This is a genomic window from Bradyrhizobium sp. RDI18 (assembly GCF_043203335.1).
GTDB classification, from domain to species: domain Bacteria; phylum Pseudomonadota; class Alphaproteobacteria; order Rhizobiales; family Xanthobacteraceae; genus Bradyrhizobium; species Bradyrhizobium retamae.
This window is the reverse complement of sequence record NZ_JBICRN010000008.1, coordinates 2,548,653-2,570,106: the sequence shown is the minus strand read 5'-3', so window position 1 is coordinate 2,570,106 and position 21,454 is coordinate 2,548,653. Positions and strand designations below refer to the sequence as shown.

12 protein-coding genes and 9 pseudogenes are annotated in these 21,454 nt (G+C 58.7%); 12 read left to right on the top strand and 9 right to left on the bottom strand.

Annotated elements, in window-relative coordinates:
• The first annotated feature begins 49 nt into the window (after positions 1-49).
• A complete protein-coding gene (ectB, locus tag ACFXS9_RS21540; protein ID WP_392691854.1) occupies positions 50-1,309 on the top strand; it encodes a diaminobutyrate--2-oxoglutarate transaminase in 1,260 nt (419 codons plus the stop codon).
• A complete protein-coding gene (locus ACFXS9_RS21535; RefSeq protein ID WP_392691851.1) occupies positions 1,299-2,141 on the top strand; it encodes a hypothetical protein in 843 nt (280 codons plus the stop codon). Before ectB ends, ACFXS9_RS21535 begins: the two co-directional genes overlap by 11 nt.
• A gap of 977 nt (positions 2,142-3,118) precedes the next feature.
• Here the strand turns inward: ACFXS9_RS21535 and ACFXS9_RS21530 are convergent.
• The 4 genes and pseudogenes from ACFXS9_RS21530 to ACFXS9_RS21515 all read right to left on the bottom strand — a co-directional run.
• Positions 3,119-3,733 carry a hypothetical protein gene (locus ACFXS9_RS21530; RefSeq protein WP_392691848.1) on the bottom strand — a complete coding sequence of 205 codons (615 nt, stop codon included), beginning with the start codon at positions 3,731-3,733 and terminating at the stop codon, positions 3,119-3,121.
• Between the two features lie 521 nt (positions 3,734-4,254).
• Positions 4,255-4,734, bottom strand: a pseudogene (locus ACFXS9_RS21525) (IS5/IS1182 family transposase); the annotation flags it as partial.
• Positions 4,735-5,026: 292 nt separating this feature from the next.
• Positions 5,027-6,071: pseudogene (locus tag ACFXS9_RS21520) on the bottom strand (IS110 family transposase).
• A gap of 71 nt (positions 6,072-6,142) precedes the next feature.
• Positions 6,143-7,007: pseudogene (locus ACFXS9_RS21515) on the bottom strand (IS5 family transposase); the annotation flags it as partial.
• A 469-nt stretch (positions 7,008-7,476) separates the two neighbouring features.
• On the opposite strand from ACFXS9_RS21515, the pseudogene ACFXS9_RS21510 reads away from it, so the two are divergent.
• Positions 7,477-7,722: pseudogene (locus tag ACFXS9_RS21510) on the top strand (group II intron reverse transcriptase/maturase); the annotation flags it as partial.
• An 18-nt stretch (positions 7,723-7,740) separates the two neighbouring features.
• Here the strand turns inward: ACFXS9_RS21510 and ACFXS9_RS21505 are convergent.
• The 3 genes from ACFXS9_RS21505 to ACFXS9_RS21495 all read right to left on the bottom strand — a co-directional run bounded on the left by ACFXS9_RS21505 (position 7,741) and on the right by ACFXS9_RS21495 (position 10,584).
• Entirely contained in the window at positions 7,741-9,804 is a 2,064-nt protein-coding gene (locus ACFXS9_RS21505; protein ID WP_392691845.1) for a recombinase family protein, read from the bottom strand.
• 115 nt (positions 9,805-9,919) lie between these two features.
• Complete coding sequence (locus ACFXS9_RS21500; protein WP_376960332.1) at positions 9,920-10,258, bottom strand: DUF6788 family protein; 339 nt, start codon at positions 10,256-10,258, stop codon at positions 9,920-9,922.
• Between the two features lie 59 nt (positions 10,259-10,317).
• Positions 10,318-10,584, bottom strand: a complete 267-nt coding sequence (locus ACFXS9_RS21495) for a DUF5372 family protein (RefSeq protein WP_392690118.1) — start codon at positions 10,582-10,584, stop codon at positions 10,318-10,320.
• A 95-nt stretch (positions 10,585-10,679) separates the two neighbouring features.
• On the opposite strand from ACFXS9_RS21495, the gene ACFXS9_RS21490 reads away from it, so the two are divergent.
• On the top strand, positions 10,680-11,636 hold the full coding sequence (locus tag ACFXS9_RS21490) for a reverse transcriptase domain-containing protein (protein WP_392691842.1): 957 nt from the start codon (positions 10,680-10,682) through the stop codon (positions 11,634-11,636).
• A 75-nt stretch (positions 11,637-11,711) separates the two neighbouring features.
• On the opposite strand, the pseudogene ACFXS9_RS21485 reads toward ACFXS9_RS21490, so the two are convergent.
• Positions 11,712-11,910, bottom strand: a pseudogene (locus tag ACFXS9_RS21485) (IS5/IS1182 family transposase); the annotation flags it as partial.
• On the opposite strand from ACFXS9_RS21485, the pseudogene ACFXS9_RS21480 reads away from it, so the two are divergent.
• The 8 genes and pseudogenes from ACFXS9_RS21480 to ACFXS9_RS21445 all read left to right on the top strand — a co-directional run.
• A pseudogene (locus ACFXS9_RS21480) lies at positions 11,902-12,070 on the top strand (IS66 family transposase zinc-finger binding domain-containing protein); the annotation flags it as partial. The pseudogenes ACFXS9_RS21485 and ACFXS9_RS21480 overlap by 9 nt on opposite strands.
• 583 nt (positions 12,071-12,653) lie before the next feature.
• Positions 12,654-13,304, top strand: coding sequence for an ISL3 family transposase (locus tag ACFXS9_RS21475; RefSeq protein ID WP_392699929.1), 651 nt, complete (start codon positions 12,654-12,656; stop codon positions 13,302-13,304).
• 518 nt (positions 13,305-13,822) lie between these two features.
• Positions 13,823-14,179 (top strand): transposase, encoded by a 357-nt coding sequence (locus tag ACFXS9_RS21470; protein WP_392691839.1) that lies wholly within the window; start codon positions 13,823-13,825, stop codon positions 14,177-14,179.
• A gap of 251 nt (positions 14,180-14,430) precedes the next feature.
• Positions 14,431-15,897, top strand: a pseudogene (istA, locus tag ACFXS9_RS21465) (IS21 family transposase).
• Positions 15,894-16,698 (top strand): annotated as a pseudogene (istB, locus tag ACFXS9_RS21460) (IS21-like element helper ATPase IstB). Before istA ends, istB begins: the two co-directional pseudogenes overlap by 4 nt.
• Positions 16,699-17,809: 1,111 nt before the next feature.
• Positions 17,810-19,150, top strand: a complete 1,341-nt coding sequence (locus ACFXS9_RS21455; protein WP_392691836.1) for an LLM class flavin-dependent oxidoreductase — start codon at positions 17,810-17,812, stop codon at positions 19,148-19,150.
• A 565-nt stretch (positions 19,151-19,715) separates the two neighbouring features.
• Positions 19,716-20,062 (top strand): annotated as a pseudogene (locus ACFXS9_RS21450) (transposase); the annotation flags it as partial.
• A 367-nt stretch (positions 20,063-20,429) separates the two neighbouring features.
• Positions 20,430-20,600: a hypothetical protein gene (locus ACFXS9_RS21445; RefSeq protein WP_392691833.1), complete on the top strand. Its 171-nt coding sequence runs from the start codon at positions 20,430-20,432 to the stop codon at positions 20,598-20,600.
• 185 nt (positions 20,601-20,785) lie between these two features.
• On the opposite strand, the gene ACFXS9_RS21440 is transcribed toward ACFXS9_RS21445, so the two are convergent.
• The gene (locus tag ACFXS9_RS21440; RefSeq protein ID WP_392691831.1) at positions 20,786-21,169 is read right to left on the bottom strand and encodes a hypothetical protein; all 384 of its coding nucleotides are present in this window, start codon (positions 21,167-21,169) and stop codon (positions 20,786-20,788) included.
• Positions 21,170-21,454 lie beyond the last annotated feature (285 nt).

Here is a 21,454-nt window from a genome sequence, read left to right as displayed (position 1 = left end):
TTCTCAGGTAGATGAGCGGAGGCAGTGCTTAGTGTAGATGGACCTTAAGATGAATACCGACACCTTCGCGGCTCATGAGTCTAACGTTCGTCGCTATGGGCGGTCGTTTCCCACGATCTTCACGAAGGCCCTGGGGGCGACAATCCGGGACGAGACCGGCAAGTCTTATATTGACTTCTTTGTGGGGTCGGGCGCGCTCAACTACGGACACAACAACCCGAGTATTATTGCACCGGCAATCGAATATCTCACCGGCGGGAATATTCTTTTGTCGCTCGATATGTATACAGCGGCAAAGCGTGAATTCATTGAAGCGTTTGTCCATTCAATCCTGAAACCCAGAGGCCTCTCTTATAAGATACAGTTTCCTGGGCCGACTGGCACAAACGCCAACGAAGCGGCACTGGCGCTGGCGCGAAAATATACCGGCCGCTCGAGCGTCATGGCCTTCACAAATGCATTCCATGGCATGTCACTTGGCTCCCTGGCGGTGTCGGGCGCGGCGTCGACGAGGGAGCTAGGCGGCGTTGCTCGCCACGACGTGATCCGTATCCCCTACGATGGCTTTCCGAACCGAGCTTTCGATTCTGCGAGTTACATCGATTACTTGTTATGCGATCAAGGCAGCGGCATAGAAAAGCCCGCCGCAATCATTCTGGAGACCATCCAGGCAGAAGGCGGCATGAACACCGCATCCGCGGCTTGGCTCACAGAGATTCAGCGCATTTGCCGTAAGCACGGCGTTGTTTTTATCGTCGACGACATCCAGGCAGGTTCGGGGCGAACGGGCGATTTCTTCTCGTTCGAGTTCGCGAAAATAGAACCCGACATCGTATGCCTTTCGAAATCCCTAAGCGGCGCAGGTAATCCGTTCTCAATTGTCCTGATTCGCCCTGACATAGACATATGGAAACCCGGAGAACATAGCGGGACGTTTAGAGGCAACAATCTCGCGTTCGTGACTGCAGGGGCCGTGTGCAAAATGTGGTCCGGCAGGCAATTTATTGCGGGCGTCCAGCGGACAGCTCTCAAATTGCAAGGACACCTTGATCGCCTCGTTGCGAATTTTCCAAAGTGCATCGAACAAAAGCGCGGCCGCGGCTTGATGGCTGGCCTCAAGTGCCGTTCACAGGCCTTTGTGGGCCGTGTGCATGATGTCGCGTTCGAAAACGGACTTCTTATCGAATCTTCAGGGCCAAATCGCGATGTAATCAAAGTACTTCCACCGATAACCATCACCGATGACGAACTCGATCATGGCATCGCCATCCTCAATCACGCACTAAAGGAGCAAGCCAATGGTGACTGATCAAGTATCGCAATCGCCAGCTATGTCACCTCTTGTGATCAGAGAACGAACCGGCGCGATCAGCACTGCAGAGATCATCTCAGTCTTGAAAGGTGACATCACCGCACTGCACATCAGGCAAGCCTTCAGTATCGAAGTAGCCGAGGAGATCACCGCGAATTTTGTTCGCAATGCCGGGCGCAAGGAGCGGAAGGACGGCGTTCCTGGAGAATATATTGGAGCATCTCACTATAGGAACGATGCAGCCACTTATTTCGCAGGGTCAGAAAATGCACGACCGTTCATCGACGCCCTTTTTGGCGATTTGGTTGATCCGGTCCGCGGATTATTCGAAGCGTTGAAGCGCGAGCTTCACAATCAAGGCATCGAATTGCGGCTAGCCCGTTGCGAGCACGGTCAGGCCAATGTTTGTCGCGCTTTCTGTTGGTCTGGGAGGGGCCTGTATGCCTTGGAGCCTCACGACGACGTTGCTCAAGTTCTATGTGCCGGAAATGATTCCGAGCTTCCCGCAGTGGCTAACAACACTGTCGTAGCGCTTAACCTGTATACCAGTATGCCTGAGGAAGGTGGCGATCTGCGGATCTGGAGCCATAAGCCTACAGTTACCGATCGAAAGTCGCAGGGTGTGGAGACCACGGGCTATCCCTATTCGAAAGCTTATCTTGAGCCCTTTCCTTCTCACGACCTTAAGCTTAAGGCCGGGGATATCGCCCTGATCGACGGCGGGTTCATTCACGGAGTCACCCGACAATCAGGCAACGGAAAGCGTCGCGTTCTGCTGAATAGCTTCTTCGGGTTTGCGCGGCCGGACCTTGTTCTGTGGTGGACCTGAAATTGGGCCGCGCAGCAACTGACCAGCTTCCGCCGACAGTCGTCAAGATCTTTCCACGGAGGGGGCCTTCTATCTCAGACTGTCGGGCTGACCGAATGACCGGGTCATTCTGATAATGGCGTTGCCCGGGGCTGCTCAGGATGTTGGGCGCTTGCTTGCGGCAGCGGTAACTGGCAAGTCGACCAGCTTCGTACCGATCCCAATTGTGATGGAAAGCGATGGCGGGGCAGTTGCAAACCCGGGGTATTTCGTCGGCGCAGACGCGCTTGTGGAGATCGCTGCGCCCCCGGCAGCCGCCTGTGGCGTGGTCAAGATCGAGTTGACCGGGTCGCGCATCCTGGGCAAGCCGGATGCAGAGCTGCGATACTTTCGTTCCAATCGCGATTCGCCGATGGAACACCTCGATGGTAGCTTCGGTGGCCCGCACCTCGATGACCTGACGGATCATGCGGGATGGCAGCGAGTAGAAGTGCCCCTGAACTTTCGACATGGTAATCCGGCGCCACACGGGCACGACGCCAGTCGCCGGATTGCGACGCGGGAATTCAGATCCCGATACTCCGGACAGAAGAGAGAACCTCGGTCTCAAGCGGCCACTCGATCGGTTGTAGAATAGGAACAACGCCGGACGCACAATCGGGTATGCGGCAGCCAATCCACGCATCAGAGCTTGGTCATCGACGTTCCTTCAGTTCCGCCTCCATCCATACGCGATTATCAGCATAAGCAGCCGTTCCTCGTATCTCCTGCGTTCCAAACCTTGACAGCGGACATCAAAGCGATGTTCTCGGGCCGCGGCCCTGAGCTCGGGGGGCGGCGATGTAGGCCTTAGGTAGGAGATCGAGGATCTGCTTTGTCGATGACCGGCGAGGACGGGGGCAATGACGAGCGCAATGGCATGCATATTCCTTAGAGGACCACGTTAAGTCGTGCTTCCTCTCATACGAGAGAACGCCCTTTGCCGCGGTATCGTCGTTCTATCCGACCGATGAGAACAGCATCCGGCAGACAGTCGTGATGTCGTAGATTGGAACCTTTGCCAGACGGCGAACCGACGGCGCGACCATCGGGAATGCACCACATTCAAACAGGATTGCACTGACCTCCGGATTTGCTGCCTGGAGTTGCGCAACGCTAGCGCATACTTCCTTCTCGATCGTTTCGATCTCCGGGACGGGCGGTGGACGTTTCAGCTCGTCATGCCAAAATCGGCCACCACGGATATCACCGATTACGATCTTTTTCCTATCAGTCGGATCGTTAATTTCTAGAAATTCTTCGGTGCAGAACGTCGAGTCATAGGTGAGAACTGCGAGCTTGGCCCCGGGGGCCAACTGTCGCAGTAATGTCGGAATCAGAAGCAAGCTCGACATTGCCACCGGCACATTTACGGATGCTGCAACCGCTGCCTGGTGCCGGACGGAGAAGCCGCAGGTCGAAGTGATGGCGACGGCCCCTCGTTCGACTAGACGCCGTGCGGCTGCAACGTATGGCCCCTCAAGCGCTGGGTCCCCGTGGAGAACTCTTTCTATATGTGCTCCTTCGGCAACTTCCGAAATGATAGGGAAGTCAAAGGTGGCGGGGTTGAGCATGGACCCCGGCAACGGGCCTAGAGGTTGGGCCTCCGGCGGAGTCATGCGGTCAGTTCTCAGAATTCCGAGCGTGCGTTGAGCGTGTGATGTCATGTGTGAAGCGTACTTTGATATACGCGCAGAATATCACCAATCTAGGGCGTCCAGTCGCCGCGTTTCTGCACAAAAATGGCGTAAGGTGCTCACGTGTCCAGAAGGAGTTTTGCGTACTAAGGAGGCGAGATGAAGATGGCGTTCTGGCAAGATGGAGGCAGTCGTGTGGCTGAACTCATCCCAAACGCCTCGTTGTGCTGGCGCCTGATCTAGGCGGCGGGCTCAGCACGCATTGATCCACATTCGGACAGCGAGGAGTTTGAGGGCTGAGGCAGAAGGTTGTCGGCTTCTCCCGGCCCGACGCCGGTGAACGGAGCCATCCCGCCCGCCGCGAGACGCTCTGCGACGCTGCCCCGCACACCGCCGAGTATCCGGGGCCCCGCCGACAGGAAGGCATACTAACTAGTCGTGCGTAAAGAACGCGGATTTCAACCTGGGCTAGACTGAAGTCGAGCGGTGAGCGGGATGAGGATTTTGAACAGCAAGAGCCTCAGCCACCGTATGAGGCGGCGGAAGTTGTAGCCGACGGCGGCGAGGACGGCGTTGGTGGCATCGCCCTGGCGGTGCCAGAGGTAATTCCGGCCCATTCGATGCTCGGATTTGAGATGGCCGATGACCGGCTCGATCGCGGAGCGCCGGCGCAACTCGCGTTTGATCTTGGGCGTCACCCGCCGCTTCTGGCCTGAGGTGAACACCCTGAATTTGTATTCGGGCGGCGCATTGTGGCCGCGGTAGCCTTTGTCGCCAAGAAGGCGCTCGATGATGTTGCCGATCAGCGCTTCCATCTCCGGGATCACGGTTTTGAGCGTATGGCCGTCATAGGGGTTGCCGGGCAGCGCTTTCACGTGGGTGACGAACTGGCCGCCTTTGGCGTGCGATAACGTCGTGGCAACGGAGACCTTGACCCCGATCTATGGACCACGCCCGCGTTGCAAGAGGGATCGACAAAGGGATGAAGCGGTTTGCGCCAATCTATCCGGCTTCGATTTGAGGCTGTCGCCCCGAGCCATTATGGATATCCGCGCCACTTCTGTCCTCAATAACTCGCCGGCCTCAAGGAGGACCATGGAGTCGAACCAGGCTTCAGAAGTGTCGGTGGAACCGTTTCTCCATTCGTCCTTTCCGTCTCGCAAACCTCGGCGGGATAGTGTGCTATTCCGATCGGATCTTGGATCTTCCTTCCTTCCCGGGTCGGGCGTGCTATGCAGCGTGGCCCAGGAAACTCGCTTCGTAGTCACGGCCTTTTGCGAGCATGCTCCAGGCCATCCGCGCGAGTTTTGCGGCCAAGGCAACAACCAGTACATTCGAGTGGAGCCGCTTCGATGCGGCCTCCAGCCAGGCTCCGAAGCCGTGCCTGGCCCAGGTTTGGCGCCTCAGTAATACGGCTCTGGCTCCCTGAATGAACAGTGTTCGTAGATAACGGTTGCCGCGTCTTGATATGCGACCGAGAATGGTTCGATCACCGGTCGAGATTTGTTTTGGTACCAGGCCAAGCCATGCCGCAAAGTCGCGGCCCTTCTGGAACGCATCACCAGTTCCGATCGCGGCAATCATCGCGCTTGAGATGATTGGCCCGACGCCCGGCGCACTCATCAGGCGGCGACAATGCGCATCTTGCTCCGCGATCTCATTGATCTCCTTGGTGACTAACGCGACGCGATGGTCGAGATAGCGCCAGTCCTCGGCCAAGTCCTGGATGAGCCGAACCACCTGAGGTGATAGGCTTTCCGAAGGCATCGAGAGGATTTGGGGGAGTTGCCAATCGGAGTGCTGCCGCTCCCTGCCGCACTGGTAGGCCTCGCTCAAGCAAAAAGCCCCGAATTTGATTGATGACCGATGTTCTCTGTGTCACCAATCGACTGCGAACTCTGTGGAGTGCCTGTAAATCAAGTTGTTCGGCCGACTTCACTGGGACGAACCGCATTGTCGGCCGCTGAGCAGCCTCGGCGATCGCTTCAGCATCCCGAAAGTCATTCTTGTGACCCTTGAGGTATGGTTTGACGTACTGTGCCGGCAAGAGCCGTACTTGATGGCCTAATTTCTCGAGCTTGCGCCCCAGATGATGTGCTCCTGCACACGCCTCCATTCCGATTAGGCAACGCGGAACATTGCTCAGCGACTGGTCAAGCTGATTTCTCGATCGCTTCTTGCGTAACGTGATTGCGCCGGTGGCATCGAGACCAACGACATGGAATGTGTTCTTCCCGAGATCGATACCGATTGTGATAATGTTCGTATTCGACATGGCTTGCGCTCCTGCTGCTGCCCGCGGGGTAGCACGTTGCCTCTGAGAGCGGGCGTGGTCCATGCCATTAACTCGTAGGGCCGGTGGGCCTTGCCCTTGCCGATGCATTCGACTTCCGGCGCGTGCAGCGAATAGACCTTCGGACCACGCTGGTGCTGTTTCTGGTCAAGCACCCGTCGCGCCAGTGTCAGCATACGGTCGAGCGCGATCTCATGGAGCAAGTCGACATTGCCCTCGAGCTTGCGGGCGATGTCGCGGATGATGCGGCCAAGATAGGTTCTGAGCGTCTTCAAGGCCCGATTGGCGCGTTTGAACTGCTTGGCGTGGGCATAGCTGGTGCTTAATCAGGGCGAACTTGCCGATCCGCCCATAGGACTGACGCAGCTTGATGCCAGCTTCCTTGGCGAGCCGCACCAGGATCTCGCGGGCGCGGTTCAGAAGCCGCGCGTCGGTCGGGAACATGACGTTCTTGGGCTGCACCGTGGTGTCGACGATGACGCGATTGAGGTCGGACGGCTTGATCGCCTCGGTCTTGGTGGCGACCGAGAGGCTCTCCTGGAGCAGCGCCTGCAGCTTCTCCTCACCCATGCGCTGGCGCCAGCGCGTCAGCGAGGAGCGGTCAAACACCAGGCGATGCTGGAAGAACTCCTCGCCGCAGAAGAACTGGTAATAGGGGTTCTCCAGCCAGCGTTCGCACAACACCTCGTCGGAGAGGTCGTAGGTGTGCTTGAGAATGGCCAATCCGGCCATCAGACGAGTCGGCAGCGGCGGCCGGCCCGGCTTGTCCTCGTAGACCGCGCCGAACTGCTGCTCCAGGAACGACCAGTCGATCGTCCGCGCCAGCTTCACCAGCGCATGGTTCATGTCGATGATCGCGTCCAGCCGCGAGCGCAGCAGATCGGTCTGCCCTGTCTCTCGTCGTTCCTTGGGTCGCATCGCTCCCTCGTCCGAAGTCCTTGGCGACCACAGAATCACGAATCAGATTTGCAAGGAATCTGGAGGGTTCTGTGAGGTCGCGCTCACGCGAGGGCGCGGCAGGCGCTTATGACGCGACCTCATTGAAGCCGGATTGAACGAAGGCGCGGGAGGCTATGCGCGATTTTACGCTATGGGGATTGTTTGAGATCGCAAGGCCCGATCTGCTGGCTCGGCGCGTGAGGCAGAGACACGAGATGTGCGCATCGGGGAAGAGTTGAGACCAAACGCGCTTCGCCGGAGATCACGATAGACTTTTTGTTGCATCGGACGGTTGTTGTCGCGCAGTGTGACAGCACGGATCTGACATCGTCCGCGATGATCGAGACGCTGGGAGCGGAATGACGGATGAGGCCCGGTAATACGGGCGGAGCGAAGGGACCCGATCTTCCAGCCAAAGTCACAGGCCAACCGGAAACGGGAGGAGCCGATGGCTGAGGCAAAGTCGTATCAGATCCCCAAACATCTCGTTTGGGAAGCTTGGAAACAGGTGAAAGCGAACCGCGGGTCAGCGGGTGTGGACGGGGTCTCCATCGAGGAATTCGAAAAGGACTTGAAGAGAAACCTCTACAAGATCTGGAATCGAATGTCGTCGGGGACATACTTTCCGCCTCCCGTCCGTCTCGTGGAAATTCCCAAGGCTAATGGAGGGAAGCGTCCGTTAGGAATACCGACGCGCCGGGCATAATACACCTCATACAGTTTGCGTTGGGGATGGTGGGTCAAGATGGCTTGAAGTCGCAACCCATTTTCGGAGACGCCGGTCGACGTAATCGTCGATGGTGATTGCATATGGCGCATTCGGCTTGCGTTGCAGCGCCGAGACTATACCACGTTCGATCCAGTAATGGACGACCCACAGGCTGACGCCAAATCTCTCACAAACCTGGCTGACGTTCAACGTTCCGGCGGGAAGAGATGGGCCAGTGATACGATGCTTGTAGCGGATCCATCGAATCATGCTGACGGTGAACGGCCTGCCGGTCGAGCTTGTCTGGCCATTGCTTTTGAGTTGCGCGACGATTTCATGATCATCATGTAGTTCCGCCAGCGCGCGGATTTTGGCAACGAACTCATCGGGATAACGAACTGCTTCGGGGCGGTTCGGCCGCTGCCGGACCTCAATTGTCTCAGTAGCCCCACCTTGCCAGCGAATTTGCAATCGCAGCAGTTTGGGTTCTGGACCCTTAGCTACGGTGATGTCGCGTATCAACAGGCGGAGCATGCGCTTGCGGTCACGAGCTGAAGTGCTTGAAGCCTTCCACAGTCGGGGGAAGTCCCTGCCAAGCTGCAGTATTTGCTGCCTCTGTTCGGTTGTGATGCTACGCAGGTTCTGGCGCTCAAAATTGGCCAATTCAGTCTCGAGCTCGAGAAGCCGTTCCATTGCATCGTTCCAGCGCTTCTCGAGCGTACTGGCAACCAACCGATTGCTGGGGTCTGCTTCTTCATAGCGCCGTTCTGCCAAGTCGCAATCATAACGGGCCCGGTCTATCCTTCGTTGCCATTGCGCAGCAATTGACCTATCGCGCTCCTCCAAGCTTGTCAGCGCTTGCAACGCCAGTTCAACCGTCAGTGGCGTGACGGCGGTCAACAGGCGCTCTGCAATGGCGTGATCAAGCGGTTTTGATGGCAGAGACATGCAGTGCTGCGGCGCCAGTGCCTCCCGACGCCTCCAATTGCATTCATAGATCGGGTAAAGACCGCCATTGCCGGCGTAGCGCACATTTAGACGCCGTCCGCAAGCGCCACAAAGCAATAAACCTTGCAGCAAACAAAGTCCCTCTCGAGCGGGTCCGGCGATAACTTCGCTATTGGTCCTGTTCGCCGCCAAGTGTTCGCGGTTGGTAAGGAATCGATCCCAGGTAATATAACCAGCATGGTGATCGGGAATGACAACACGCCACTCATCTTGTGGCATGCGGCGCAACTGAGTTTGAATCTCACCGGTAGGGCCAACCTGCTTGCAAGATTGATATCGGCCAAACACGTAAGTGCCGGCGTAAGATGGATTGGCAAGGACACCGAGCACGCGTGAATGCGTAAGTCGTCCCCAGATCAGCTTGCCGTCCCAGACGCCGCCATAGGCTCGGCGTGGAAAGACAAGGCCGAGTTCATTGAACCGTTTAACTACGCCGTAGGCGCTGCTCTCTTGTTCAAATAGTTCGAAGACTGTTCGAACCGCGCCTTGCACTTCCTGATCGGGGTCGAGGGTGATCCTATCGCCGTCGAATACCAAACCGACCGGCAGAGGGAAGTGCAATTCACCTTTCTGCGCCTTGTTGAGTTTGCCTCCGTGGAGGCGCGCGCGAATGATGTGCAGCTCTGCCTGAGCAAACGTACCCTTCATGCCAAGCACAAGGCTGTCGTTGAAGTCCGCCGGATCGTAGCAGCCATCGCCGTCGAACACCAATGTGCGTGTCACCGCGCACAGCTCCAGCAAGCGATGCCAATCCTTGTTCGAGCGGGCCAGGCGCGAGGCTTCCAGAGAGAAGATCGCGCCGACTTGGCCCATTGCCACATCGCTGACCAGCGTCTTGAAGTCGTCGCGATTGGTCGCCTGCTCGCCGGAGTGACCGAGATCCCGGTCGAGGATCCGGATCTGCTCCGGAGTCCACCCGAGCGACCTCGCTTGGTCCGCCAAGTTGTACTGGCGCTCTGTGCTCTCTTGATTGAAGCGGACTTGCCCCATCGTCGACTGACGGATGTAGATGCAGGCCTGCCGCGCGAGATGATGATCGGCAATCTTGGGATTGATCATGATCGGGTCCTTCCACATCGGGCGGCGGAGCGCCTGCAGCGAGATAGGAGTCGATCATGTTGGCGATGATGGCGCCCGCCTCGGCAAAGTCGAGGGCTGCGACCGCCGGATCCATCTAATCGAGACTTTCGCGGCGACGCAGAAGCTCGGCATTGATCGCGCAAATCTCGTTGAGCATCTCCTGGAGCTTGCGGTAGTTGGCGAGAAACTCGGCCACCTGAGGATACGCGCCATTCGGCACATAGCCGAGCCGCGGGCGTTCGCCGGTTCGAGCGATTGTGGACAGGTAACGCTTGGGGCCGTGTCCCGGTCCGTCGACGCAGTGGCAGCTGGGTCGGCCGCAGCGCTTGTAGGTCTCGATGAGCGACCCGCGCACAATCTGCTCGATCGGCGGCAGGGCACGCAAGAGCTGATGGCGGCGCTTTCGCAGGGCCGCGGAAGAAGGCTTCTTCATTTGCGGACCGAATCGAATTGATGTCCGAGTGATTCAGAAGCTGAGTCATTGGTCAAGCCTCATTTCTTGTGCTTCAACGAAGAGGCGAATTCGGCAAGCGCAAGCAGACCAAGGGCGTCAATGAGCAACGGCTGCTGGCCATTGATAGGCTCGCTCCGAGCACCTGGAAGCGCCCAGTCCGTCCAGTCGCGTGGGACAGCAAGCGATCCGATCTCGGCGTGGCGCAGGCTCAAAGTCTCTACGCCAGAGACCTCTCTGACCTTGAGGACAGCAAATCGCTGACCACGAAGTACATGGAAGGGATGGGTTATCTCAGCCGAACCCAAATCCTGACGGGGCTGAAGTGCAGTTCGACGCAACCGTGCCCTCTATAGCTGACCGCGTGGCTCAGACGGTTGCAAAGATGGTTATGGAGCCGACGATGGAACGAATATTCCATCCCGACTCCTACGGCTATCGGCCCGGCCGTTCGGCGCTTGACGCAGTGGGGACAGCGCGAAAGCGTTGCTGGAAATTCGACTGGGTTATCGACCTTGATATCAAGTCGTTCTTCGACTCGATCCCTTGGCACCTGATCGAAAAGGCCGTCGCCCACCATACGGAACTGAGCTGGATCTGTCTCTACGTAAAGCGGTGGCTGCAAGCTCCCGTGGAGAAAGAAGACGGAATCCTTGTGGAGAGAACACGCGGAACCCCTCAGGGTTCAGTGGTTTCACCGCTGCTCGCAAATTTGGTTCTGCACTATGCATTCGATCACTGGATGCAGCGGACCTTCCCTTGTTTGTGTTTCGAAAGATACGCTGACGATGCGATAGTCCATTGCAGAACTGAAAGCGAGGCTCGAACCGTGATGGAGGCGATCCGGACACGTCTTGCGGAATGCGGTCTGGAGCTCCACCCGGAGAAAACCCGGATCGTCTACTGCAAGGATAATAAACGGAGAAAGGAATGCGAACACATCTCGTTCGACTTCCTTGGCTACACCTTCCAGCCGCGCAGCGCTCGCGATCGAAAGGGCGAGAAGTTCCTCAACTTCCTCCCGGCAATCAGCAACAAGGCTGCCAAAGGAATCCGACAAACCATTCGCTCATGGCGACTGGGTTCAACGCGAAACCACTGGAGTCTTGAAGAACTCGCCAAGCTGATTGATCCTGTCGTGCAAGGATGGCTGAACTATTACGGACGGTTCTACCGGACGGAATGTGTCAACGTCCTTCGTCACGTTAACGACGCGCTCGCCCGTTGGACGAGGCGGAAATACAAGCGGTTGAAAGGCCGGAAAGTCGCCTCAGTATATTGGTTGGGACGGCTCGCACAGCGCGATCCGAACCTACTCTATTTGTGGCGAGTCGGCATTCGACCTGCGGCCGGAAGATAGAAGCCGGATGAATCGAGAGGTTCACGTCCGGTTTCGTGAGAGCCTCGGGGTGCAATTCCCCGGGGCTACTCGACCGACCGTGACCCGCTTGAGGTCTTCTGCGCAATGCACCCGCCTCATGCGCCACCCGCAGGCTCTCGGCCAGCAGCAGCTCCAGCTTGTCGCCGAGCCGCTTGCGCCAGTGGCTGAGGTCCGAGCGCTCGTGCGGGAAAGCGTGCTGGAAGAACCCTTCGCCGGTGAAGAACTGGAAATACGGGTCGTGGACCCAGCTCTCGTGATCGATGAAGAGAATTCGCAGCGGCTCGGCGTGATCCGGGACAGTTCAGGGTGCTGGTGACGCATCGCCCCAAATATGCCTGCCGGCAAATGAGCAGGCGGTGGTGCAGGCACCGGCGCCCGAGCGGCTGATTAAAGGCGGGCTGTCAATGGAGGCGGGGGAAGGCGGTGCACAGCGGCGTCGACTTCGAAGGCATTCGCTGTTAGCGCCAAGTGCTCGGTCACGCGGCCAGTGGCTGAGTTGTTACGTTCGAGGCGCGGCCGCTACGGCCGGACACTGCCTTTCCGGAAATCTGATGGTCGATATTCATGGTGCAAACCTCAACCGGTTTCCACGAGCGCTGCCCAAGGCGTTGACGAGCCGATCGATCGCGTGTTTCTCAGTAATGAACGGGGCGCAAGCTGGATGGTGTCGCCCCCTTAGCGAACGTAAAAGCCCTTGCGCCAGGATGCTATGGCAACTTCAACGGGCGCCGTGCCGGTTCGCCGGGCACTGCCTCAAAGGAGAGTCCGGCTGCTAGCCCGCAGTTGCGATGGGCGGCGGCGATCAGGGTGAGAACTCAGCGACAATCAGGGGTTCTTCCGCACATTTGGTGCAGGGTGCTGGCTTCACGAACACTGCGAATAAGGGCATAAGTTCGGAATCGCAGTCGACGTCCGTGATTCGCCTTGCTCCATGCCTTCCGCTCACAGGTTTCCCCCGAGCTTTCGATTGTCCAGATCCTTCCCCAGACCGACAGGGTGGTGCTCGTGGCTCGGCCGAAGTCAGCGGCCTCGCTCTGCCCCTGTTGCGGCGGCCAGACGGGTCGCGTCCACAGCCATTACGAGCGACGCTTAGCCGATCTGCCATGGCAGGATCGGGTTGTCGAAATCCGGCTTCAGGCGCGACGCTTTCGATGCGCGAATCCGCAATGCCCGCGTCGGATATTCACTGAGCGGCTACCGGCAACGGTGCGGCCGAAAGCAAGACGCACAACCCGCCTCGGCGAGAGCCAGCTGGCGATCGGCTTTGCGGTCGGCGGTGAGCCCGGCTCTCGCCTGTCGCGCAAACTGGCCATGCCGGTCAGCGGCGACACCTTGCTCCGAATGATTCAGTCGGCTCCCTTGCCGGATTTCGTTGCCCCGACCGTCGTCGGCATCGACGATTGGGCTTGGCGTCGTGGCCAGCGATATGGAACGATCATCTGCGATCTGGAGCGCAATTGCGTGCTCGATCTGCTTCCCGATCGTAACGCCGGCAGTGTTGCGCGCTGGCTGAAGCGCTGGCCGGAGATCAAGGTCGTCGCCCGCGATCGTGCGGGACTTTATGCTGATGGCGCACGCTGCGGCGTCCCCGACGCGGTGCAGGTGGCGGACCGCTGGCACCTGGCACCTGCTCAACAGTCTGGGTGAGGCCCTGCGCCACGCGGTCGGCCGCCATCGTCACAACGTAGCCGCCGCCGTGCAAATCATGGCGTCCGCGCAACGAGCGAAGACCGGCAGTTCCGCGCCGCCGCCCGGCCTTGCACAGTTGCGGGCGGATCGAAAGGCCTGCGCGACGCGAACGCTGGGATGAAATCTGTCGCCTACGCCAGCAAGGTTGCCCGACATTCAGGATCGCCCAACTGCTCGGCGTCAACAGGCGCACTGTTCAGCGCTGGCTGGCCGCTGGCGGCGAACCGGAGCATTCGCGTCCTCACCGACCTTCACATCTTCTCGCGCCCTTCGCGGCATGGCTCGAAGCGCGGTGGGCCTCCGGCTGCCAGGTGGGCCAGCAGCTTTGGCGGGAGCTTCAGCAACGGGGTTATAGTGGAAGTCGGGTGACCGTCGCGCGATGGGCCGCTGACAGGCGTGCACATGCAGACGCGGGAGGAACAGCACAACCGCACCCGACCTGGAAAGCTCCCACGCATCGTCGCTGTGCTTGGTACTTGAGCCAGGATCCGGATCAGATCGATGCTGAAGCCAGGCTGTTCCTCGGCCATCTATTTGCGCAAGCTCCGGAACTCGCCACGGCGGCCGATCTGGCGAAGCGGTTTGTGTCCCTTCTCAGTGGCAACGACATCGCCGAGCTCGATGAATGGATCACACAAGCAGCCAACAGCGAGCTCAAGAGCTTCGCCAACGGCATCGCGCGCGACATCGACGCGGTCCGAGCGGCAATAACTACCTCCTGGACAACCAGTCCGGTCGAAGGCCAGATCAGCAGGATCAAAGCCATCAAACGACAAATGTATGGCCGGGCAAGCTACCCGCTATTGCGTCGACGCGTCCTCCTGGCTGCTTGAGAGCGACCGGGCAACCTATCCAACCCCGATCGCTCATGCTGCACCAAATGTGCGGAAGAACCCAATCAGGGTGAGACTGCGCCGATGGGGCCGAACCGAACGGAGGGTGTAGCCCGACCGGAGGACCGGCCCCATCCGCGACGCGCTTTTCGGACTCGTCTGGCGGCCGGGTGCTGCTGGTGCAAGCTGTTGATTCGTCTCGACAAGAGGGAATCGATGCCTTGCCTGGCCTTCACATAACCGACCACCAGATGAGGCTGTACATGAACTACCAACTGACACTGTCCCCCGAGGCCGCCGCGGCCAAGAAGACGACTCGCGCCTGCCATCACAGAAGAAGGCGCCGAGGGGCCGACGACGGCCTGATCCGCTCGCGCCCCTACTGGGACGCCGATATCATCCCAATCCTGAAGGCTGCGCCCGGCATTCGCGTGATCGGCGTACTTAACGAACTGCGCTGACGCCATCCCGACCTCACCCCAACATCTGACGCACGCTGGAGCGGCGCATCAATGCCTGGCGGGCGCTCAACGGCCCCGAACAAGACGTGATCTTCCGCCAGGAGCACGAGCCTGGCCGTCTCGGTCTGTCCGACTTCACCGACACAAGCGCGCTCGGCATTAGCATCGCGAGTGAGGCGCTCCAGCACCGGCTCTATCACTTCCGGCTGGCGTTCTCGGGCTTCGAGCATGCGCATGTCGTGCTCGGCAGCGAAAGCTTCGTTGCCCTGGCCAAGGGCTTGCAGAACGCCCTGTGGGCGCTCGGCGGTGTGCCGCGGGAGCATCGCAGCGACAGCCTGTCGGGGGCGTTCCGTAATCTCGCGGCCGACGCGCGCGAGGATCCGACACAGCGCTACGCCGCGCTAATGGGCCACTACGGTATGAAGCCAACGCGCAACAATGCGGGCATCGCGCACGAGAACGGCGCGATCGAGAGTGCGCACGGTGATCTCAAACGAGCGCTCAAGTATGCACTGCTGCTGCCCGGCGCACGCTACTTCGCCGGTCTCGATGCCTACTGGGCTTTTGTCGACGAATTGTCGGCCGGCGCAACGCAAACCTCGCCAAGCGGATCGCGCTCGAGAAGGAGGCGCTGGCGCCGCTGCCGACGGGCCGCACGACCGACTTCGAGGAAAAAGTGATCCCGGTGACGTCGTCAGGCGGCTTCATCCTGCGGCGCGTGTTCTACACTGTTCCTTCAAGACTGATCGGACATCGCCTGCGCGTGCGTATCTTCGACGATCGGCTCGAATGCTTCCTCGGCGTCACGTCGGTCGGTACGCTGCGGCGCGGCCGGTCTGTATCGGAGAGCCAGGGCGGGCATGTCGTTGATTACCGGCACGTCATCCATGCCCTGTGGCGCAAGTCGATGGCGCTCGCCAGCCTCGTTTATCGCGACCAGCTCTTCCCGCGTACGGCGTACAAACGTCTGTTCGAGATCTTGCGGGAACACGGTGACGATCGGCGCGCCTGCAGGTGACGGTCGAGCTTCTGGCGCTGGCCCACGAGCGTGCCTGCGAAGCCGAGCTTGCCGAGGTGATCGCGACTGATCTCGATGCCGGACGGTTACCCGATCTTGCCTCGCTGCGCGATCGCTTCCGACCTGAGAAGACCTCGATCCCGACTGTCGCCGTCAAGCTGGTGCGGCTCGATGTCTACGACGAATTGGCCTCCGTCGGCATGGTGTCAGCTCGCTCGAACGAGGGAGAAGCGGCATGATCGGTATAGCGACCTCCATCGATGCCGCGCGCGTCGAGTTGCTGCTCAATGAGCTGCGACTGCCCGGCGTCAAGGCAATCTGGCCGACGCTCGCCGCGCAGTCGGACAAGTAAGGTTGGCCCGCTGCCCGCTTCTCGCGGCCCTTGCCGAGCACGAGGCCGCGGATCGTGCCGCCGTCGCATCGAGCGACACATGGCGGAAGCACGGCTACCGGCCGGCAAGACGCTCACCATGTTCGACGTCGGGAGTGTGCCGATGTTGTCAAAGGCGCAGGTAATGGCGCTCGCCACCGGCGACGTTTGGTTGAAGAACGGGGCCAATCTGCTGCTGTTTGGTCCACCTGGCGGAGGCAAGACCCGTCTCGGGGCAGCGATCGGCCTGGCTCGTCAAGGACGGCTGGCGTGTTCTCTTCACGCGCACCACCGATCTGTTGCAGCGCATGCAGGTGGCGCGGCGTGACTGGCGCTGGAGTCCGCGATCACCAAACTTGACCGCTATGACCTCCTGATCCTCGACGACATCACATATGTGAGCAAGGATCAGGCGGAGACCAGCGTAGTGTTCGAGCTGATCGCTTAGCGCTACGAGCATCGCTCGCTACTGATCACGGCCAATCAGCCGTTCGGCGTGTGGGGGCGCCTCTTCCCCGACCAAGCAATGACGCTGGCGGCCATCGATCGCCTGGTGCACCACGCCACGATCCTCGAGATGAATGTCGAGAGTTGTCCTCGATCGCAGGCGCGGCCCAGGTCGGCCACGTGTCCACTCAACTCCATCCGAGCTCGACAGAGCGGTCATTGACGCCAGCAATGCTGCTTGATTGTCGCGCAGCATCAATCAAAGCTTGCCAAACCGGCGGCCAGCGTCAAACATCGCCTTACTCGGCCGCCTCGTCTCATGTTGATTGACGCGCCGCTCTCACCCTGTTTGTCGCTCCATAGTTGCGAATATCCTTGACATGCTTGGTGCCCCTGAGGCTGTGCACAGCCACTTCGAAGTAGGGCGCTAACGAGCTCACGTGGGCTATAAGTCTGTCGCGCAGCAGAATACCGAGTGCAGCTATACCGGCTGCGCAAGCGACCAGGTGCGCAGAATACGTATAGAATACGTATATCGTGGGAAATTCCGGCGTGTACTCAGGAAGACCGGCTGCCATGAAGGTGTTGTAAATTTCCTTCTAATGCTTTAGCGCACCGCACCTGCCGAACGCGGTGACGACCTCGTCGAAAATAAGTAGGACGTCGTACGCAGTGCGAATCTCGCGAATTCGCTGCAGGTACCCAGCAGGCGGTGAGTTTTGCGAACAACGACTAGCGGACCGCAAGGCTTGTGTCTGATGCGCTCGACACCGCCACCGATGTGCGGGTGATGAAAAACGTTGCCGGCCACCGGCTCAAGAAGCACAATTCGCGGCCGGTCAACTACCAGCGCTAGTAATTGATCTAGATACAGAACCATGTCACCTACCCGCTATACAACGGTCAGGCGGGTCAAAAGTTACCTGGAAGGAGTTCGGAATGCAGCATCGACCACAATCTGTTCTCGCCAATGGCTCTGATCGATGCGCTCGCCCGCTACCTGCAGAAATCCTGCGCGCTTAGGCCTGCTCCAAACGCAACCTGTACTTTCTCTTTGAAGCGATCGCGCAGCGCGGCGATGCCTTCTGCGACAGTCTCTCTCGAAAGTCGAAAGGGGAGGTTTGACAATCTTTGGAAAATCTTTGATCGGAGCCCCTTTAAACCGTGGCGTCAGAGGATGTGTGTCGGAGCGACTTTGTCGGAAGGCACGCTCGTTGGGATCTCTGGTGGCTACAGAAGTTGAGCATTGAGGGACGCCGCTCTGTGACGCCAATGAACTCGACCCACCAGTCTAACCGGTGCGCGAGGATCGTCCAATTCAAAGGAGGTACGACATGCGGCGCGATAGTGAAATGAAGCTCGGAGTGATGCTCTGGTCGCTGGGATATCACGAGGGTGCATGGCTCGATCCGAGCGTGCCACCGAATGGCGCAGTTGATATCGACTATTATGCCCATCTTGCAGCACTTGCCGAAGGGGCGGCATTTCACTTCGTATTTCTCCCCGATAGCCCAAGCGTCATATATGAGGATCATGCAACCATAGCTCGTGTAAGCCGGAGCGCGGGGTTCGAGCCAATCACGATGTTGTCGGCGCTTTCATCGAGAACACAACACATCGGCCTTGTCGCGACAGCGACGACGACGTACCACCAACCGTATCATCTTGCACGCATGTTCGCCTCACTTGACCACTTATCGCGGGGACGTGCGGGCTGGAACATTGTCACCTCGGGATTCAAGGGCGAAGCCGCAAATTTCGGCGAAAAGGAACTTCCAGATTATGGCACGCGCTATGCTCGAGCGAGAGAATTCGTAGAAGTTGTTAAGGGTCTTTGGGATACGTGGGAAGACGACGCTTTCATTCGTGACAAGCAAAGTGGTATTTTCGCTGACACCACGAAGCTGCATGTGCTTGCCCACCGAGGGGACTACTTATCAGTCAGGGGGCCACTCAACATCGCACGGCCGCCGCAAGGCTATCCCGTTTTGGTTCAGGCCGGTTCATCCGATGCCGGAATAGCGCTCGCTGCGGAGGTCGGCGAGGTCATTTTCACGGCCGAACCTTGTTTAGAGAACGGTAGACGATACTACGCAACTCTCAAAGAGAAAGCGCGCGCACTTGGGCGGAAGGACGATCAGGTGCTGGTCATGCCGGGCATTGTCCCGATCGTTGGGAGGACCAAGCAGGAAGCGTCTGAGAAGCTTCACAGACTACAATCGTATACCCACATCGATGTACAAATTGGGACGGCCAATCGGTTGCTAGGGTCTGTTATCGACCTGCGTTCAACGAATCTCGACGCACAGGTCCCAGAGGCGTTGCCGGAGACGAATTTCGCCAAGGGTCGTCAGAACCTCCTCCTCGACCTCGCGGCACGCCACAAATTCACCTGGAGACAACTGATCCGCTTGGCATCGGACAGCCTTGGACACCTCATGGTTGTTGGAACACCGGACGAAATTGCCAACGCAATGGTGGATGCATTTGATCAACATGCGGCTGACGGATTTAACGTGTTGCCGGCAACCTTTCCCGACGGACTCAAAGATTTTGTTGAGCTCGTCGTCCCCGAATTGCGGCTACGCGGGAAATTCAGATCCGGGTACTCCGGACAAACATTAAGGGAGAACCTCGGTCTTAAACAGCCGCTCAATCAGTTCACGCAGGTGTAAGCAGTCGTTCGTGAAAAGTGCCCAAGCCGTTGAGCGGGTGTTTTGAGATTGCAAGCGTTCGGGGTCTGACGATTGCCGGTAGGACGTTGGGAGTCTCGCGAATGATTTGAACGCTGCGGCGAGCTTCACATCAGGGCATCTCCAAATCCTTCGTGTCGTCGATGAAAGCGGTGGTGATAGTGGCAGGGAGTGCGTGGCAGGCCTTCCTGCCCATGCGGTTGGTGAAAGAGGGTGCTCGACAGCGGTTCCGGGATCGTCGAACCGGCCAGGCAACGTCATCCGCCGGAAGCCGCACCCCATCGATCGCGCTATCGCTCAATGTCAACGCTGCAGTCGTTGAATGCTGATACATCCAACACCCCTTTCTCAAATAGAGAATGCAATATTCCTCACCGAAAGTAGGTAGTGTCTCGATCCTTGTTAATGCCGTACTATCCTCATAACTAGCTCATGACGCAGCTCATCGCCGATAGCGCAAGGAGAGCCGGCTCCGGAAATCTGAACAGGGCGATAACTGGAGTTCTGTCTGACGGCGGGCAAGATTGGCTGCAAATCAGGAGAGACGATGACGAGACGAGCACGCCGGAACCACACACCGGCTTTCAACGCGAAGGTGGCGCTGGCCGCCGTGAAGGGCGATCGAATTGCTGGTTCAATTGGCGGAGCAGTTCGACGTGCATCCCAATCAGATCACGTCGTGGAAAGCCCAACTTGAGGGCGGGGCCGCCGATGTGTTCGGTCCGTGGAGCAACAGCGCGGCGGCGGCGCTATCCGCCATTGGCATGAAGTCGCTGCACGCCAAAATTGGAGAGCTGACGCTGGAGAACGATTTATTAGAAGGTGCGCTCACCAAGGCGGATTGCTGAGCGCAAAGCGATGATCGACCGTGAGCACGACCTGTCGATTACCAGAGACCAGCTCTGCTGCTCAGTCTACTCGCAAAACGTGAGGTAGACATTTGGCCATAGTTAATCCGTTTTCGAGGAGCTTTTGAATTTCGCATCAGCGGCAGAATCAAATTCGAGGCTTGCCTGCCAGATCCGGATAACCCACGCGGTGGGCGACCTCCGGGTGCGGATACCCGACGGCCAGCGCTGAGAATCACAGACAACTAGGAGCCTGCCCAGGTAGTCGCTGGTCAGTTCGGGCGAGTCTGATTGCTTGCGGAGCTATGAGCACGGATTTTTGCCTGGAAGGTTGACGATGCGCAGCTTCCGCCGCCCGGCGTGCAGGCTAACGACCATTGTCGCGGATGGTCTGGTGCGGGAGGGGCTTGATCTTGTGGCAATTTCCGCGCTACCTCAGCGCACTCGGCCAGCCGCTCTTCGAGCCGCGGATGATGATGACGGTGCGTCTGCATTGCTACGCGGGCGGCATCTACTCGTCGCAGCGGCGAGTGAACGATCATCTGAACCGTACACAATTCTGCAAGCTGGCGGCCGCTGCCTGACAGCAATCTCGTCCTGTGATTGCGCTTTAAAAAATCTAAAGAGACATACTCGCGGCCCCGTCGCGCGCAGACGGTCGATGTCCCTCGAACCTCCCAGTTCTCGGTAAATCTTCTCATCTCCTCGTTGTGCTCTGCAAGTGCTGATACAACCTTGCCGTTACCGCGGTGACACCATGCAAGCAACCTCAAATATTCGGTGGACTTGGCCGACGAAACGAAGGTCCTATGACGCCGTCGAGCGCGACCCGTTCAAGGCTTTTGTAGCTCAAAACGACCTCGCTGGCACCATTGATATCGTGATCGCGTGGAGATGATCGCAAGGATCCCGCCATGCGCCATTGAATGTGTACCGTGTCCAGCGGCACGTGATTTGCTCTCACCGTCACGCCCAAGAAGCTGGCGCCCCTGACGAAAGCCATCGTCGCCCCTATCTGTTGACGGATCCGCGGTTCGCTCTCAGATGCGGCGAAGCTGATGGCCAACATGCCACGGCTGATCGTCATTCTGACGTTATGGGCGGAAGCTGATGGTACAATGGTATGAGGCTTTTTGTGCTGCGCATACGCCATGCGTGGAAAAAAGATTGACGATCCGAAGGTGCAGTGAACGACACGTCGACCTCGCCGACGATGCGCCCGGTACGCGGACGTCGCGCTGTTTCTCGGATTGACCATGGCGACCGGTCATTTGCTTAAGCCATGAGCAAGGAGTCGCACACCAGCGCACGCGTTAGGTTCGCGACACGCCAGCGGAACGGCATATGGTGTGCTTCGCCAAACAATGTTCGCGAACTGCTTGACAGTAACATATGGCTGATCCTGGTGGGAGAGTGCTTTGATACATAAGTTTGTCGC

What these genes read in the sequence shown, in the direction of transcription:
- ectB (WP_392691854.1), top strand. Translation starts at nt 50, where the DNA reads ATGAATACCGACACCTTCGCGGCTCATGAGTCTAACGTTCGTCGCTAT.
- ACFXS9_RS21535 (WP_392691851.1), top strand. Translation starts at nt 1,299, where the DNA reads ATGGTGACTGATCAAGTATCGCAATCGCCAGCTATGTCACCTCTTGTG.
- ACFXS9_RS21530 (WP_392691848.1), bottom strand. Translation starts at nt 3,733, where the DNA reads ATGCTCAACCCCGCCACCTTTGACTTCCCTATCATTTCGGAAGTTGCC.
- ACFXS9_RS21505 (WP_392691845.1), bottom strand. Translation starts at nt 9,804, where the DNA reads ATGATCAATCCCAAGATTGCCGATCATCATCTCGCGCGGCAGGCCTGC.
- ACFXS9_RS21500 (WP_376960332.1), bottom strand. Translation starts at nt 10,258, where the DNA reads ATGAAGAAGCCTTCTTCCGCGGCCCTGCGAAAGCGCCGCCATCAGCTC.
- ACFXS9_RS21490 (WP_392691842.1), top strand. Translation starts at nt 10,680, where the DNA reads ATGGAACGAATATTCCATCCCGACTCCTACGGCTATCGGCCCGGCCGT.
- ACFXS9_RS21455 (WP_392691836.1), top strand. Translation starts at nt 17,810, where the DNA reads ATGCGGCGCGATAGTGAAATGAAGCTCGGAGTGATGCTCTGGTCGCTG.
- ACFXS9_RS21440 (WP_392691831.1), bottom strand. Translation starts at nt 21,169, where the DNA reads ATGGCGTATGCGCAGCACAAAAAGCCTCATACCATTGTACCATCAGCT.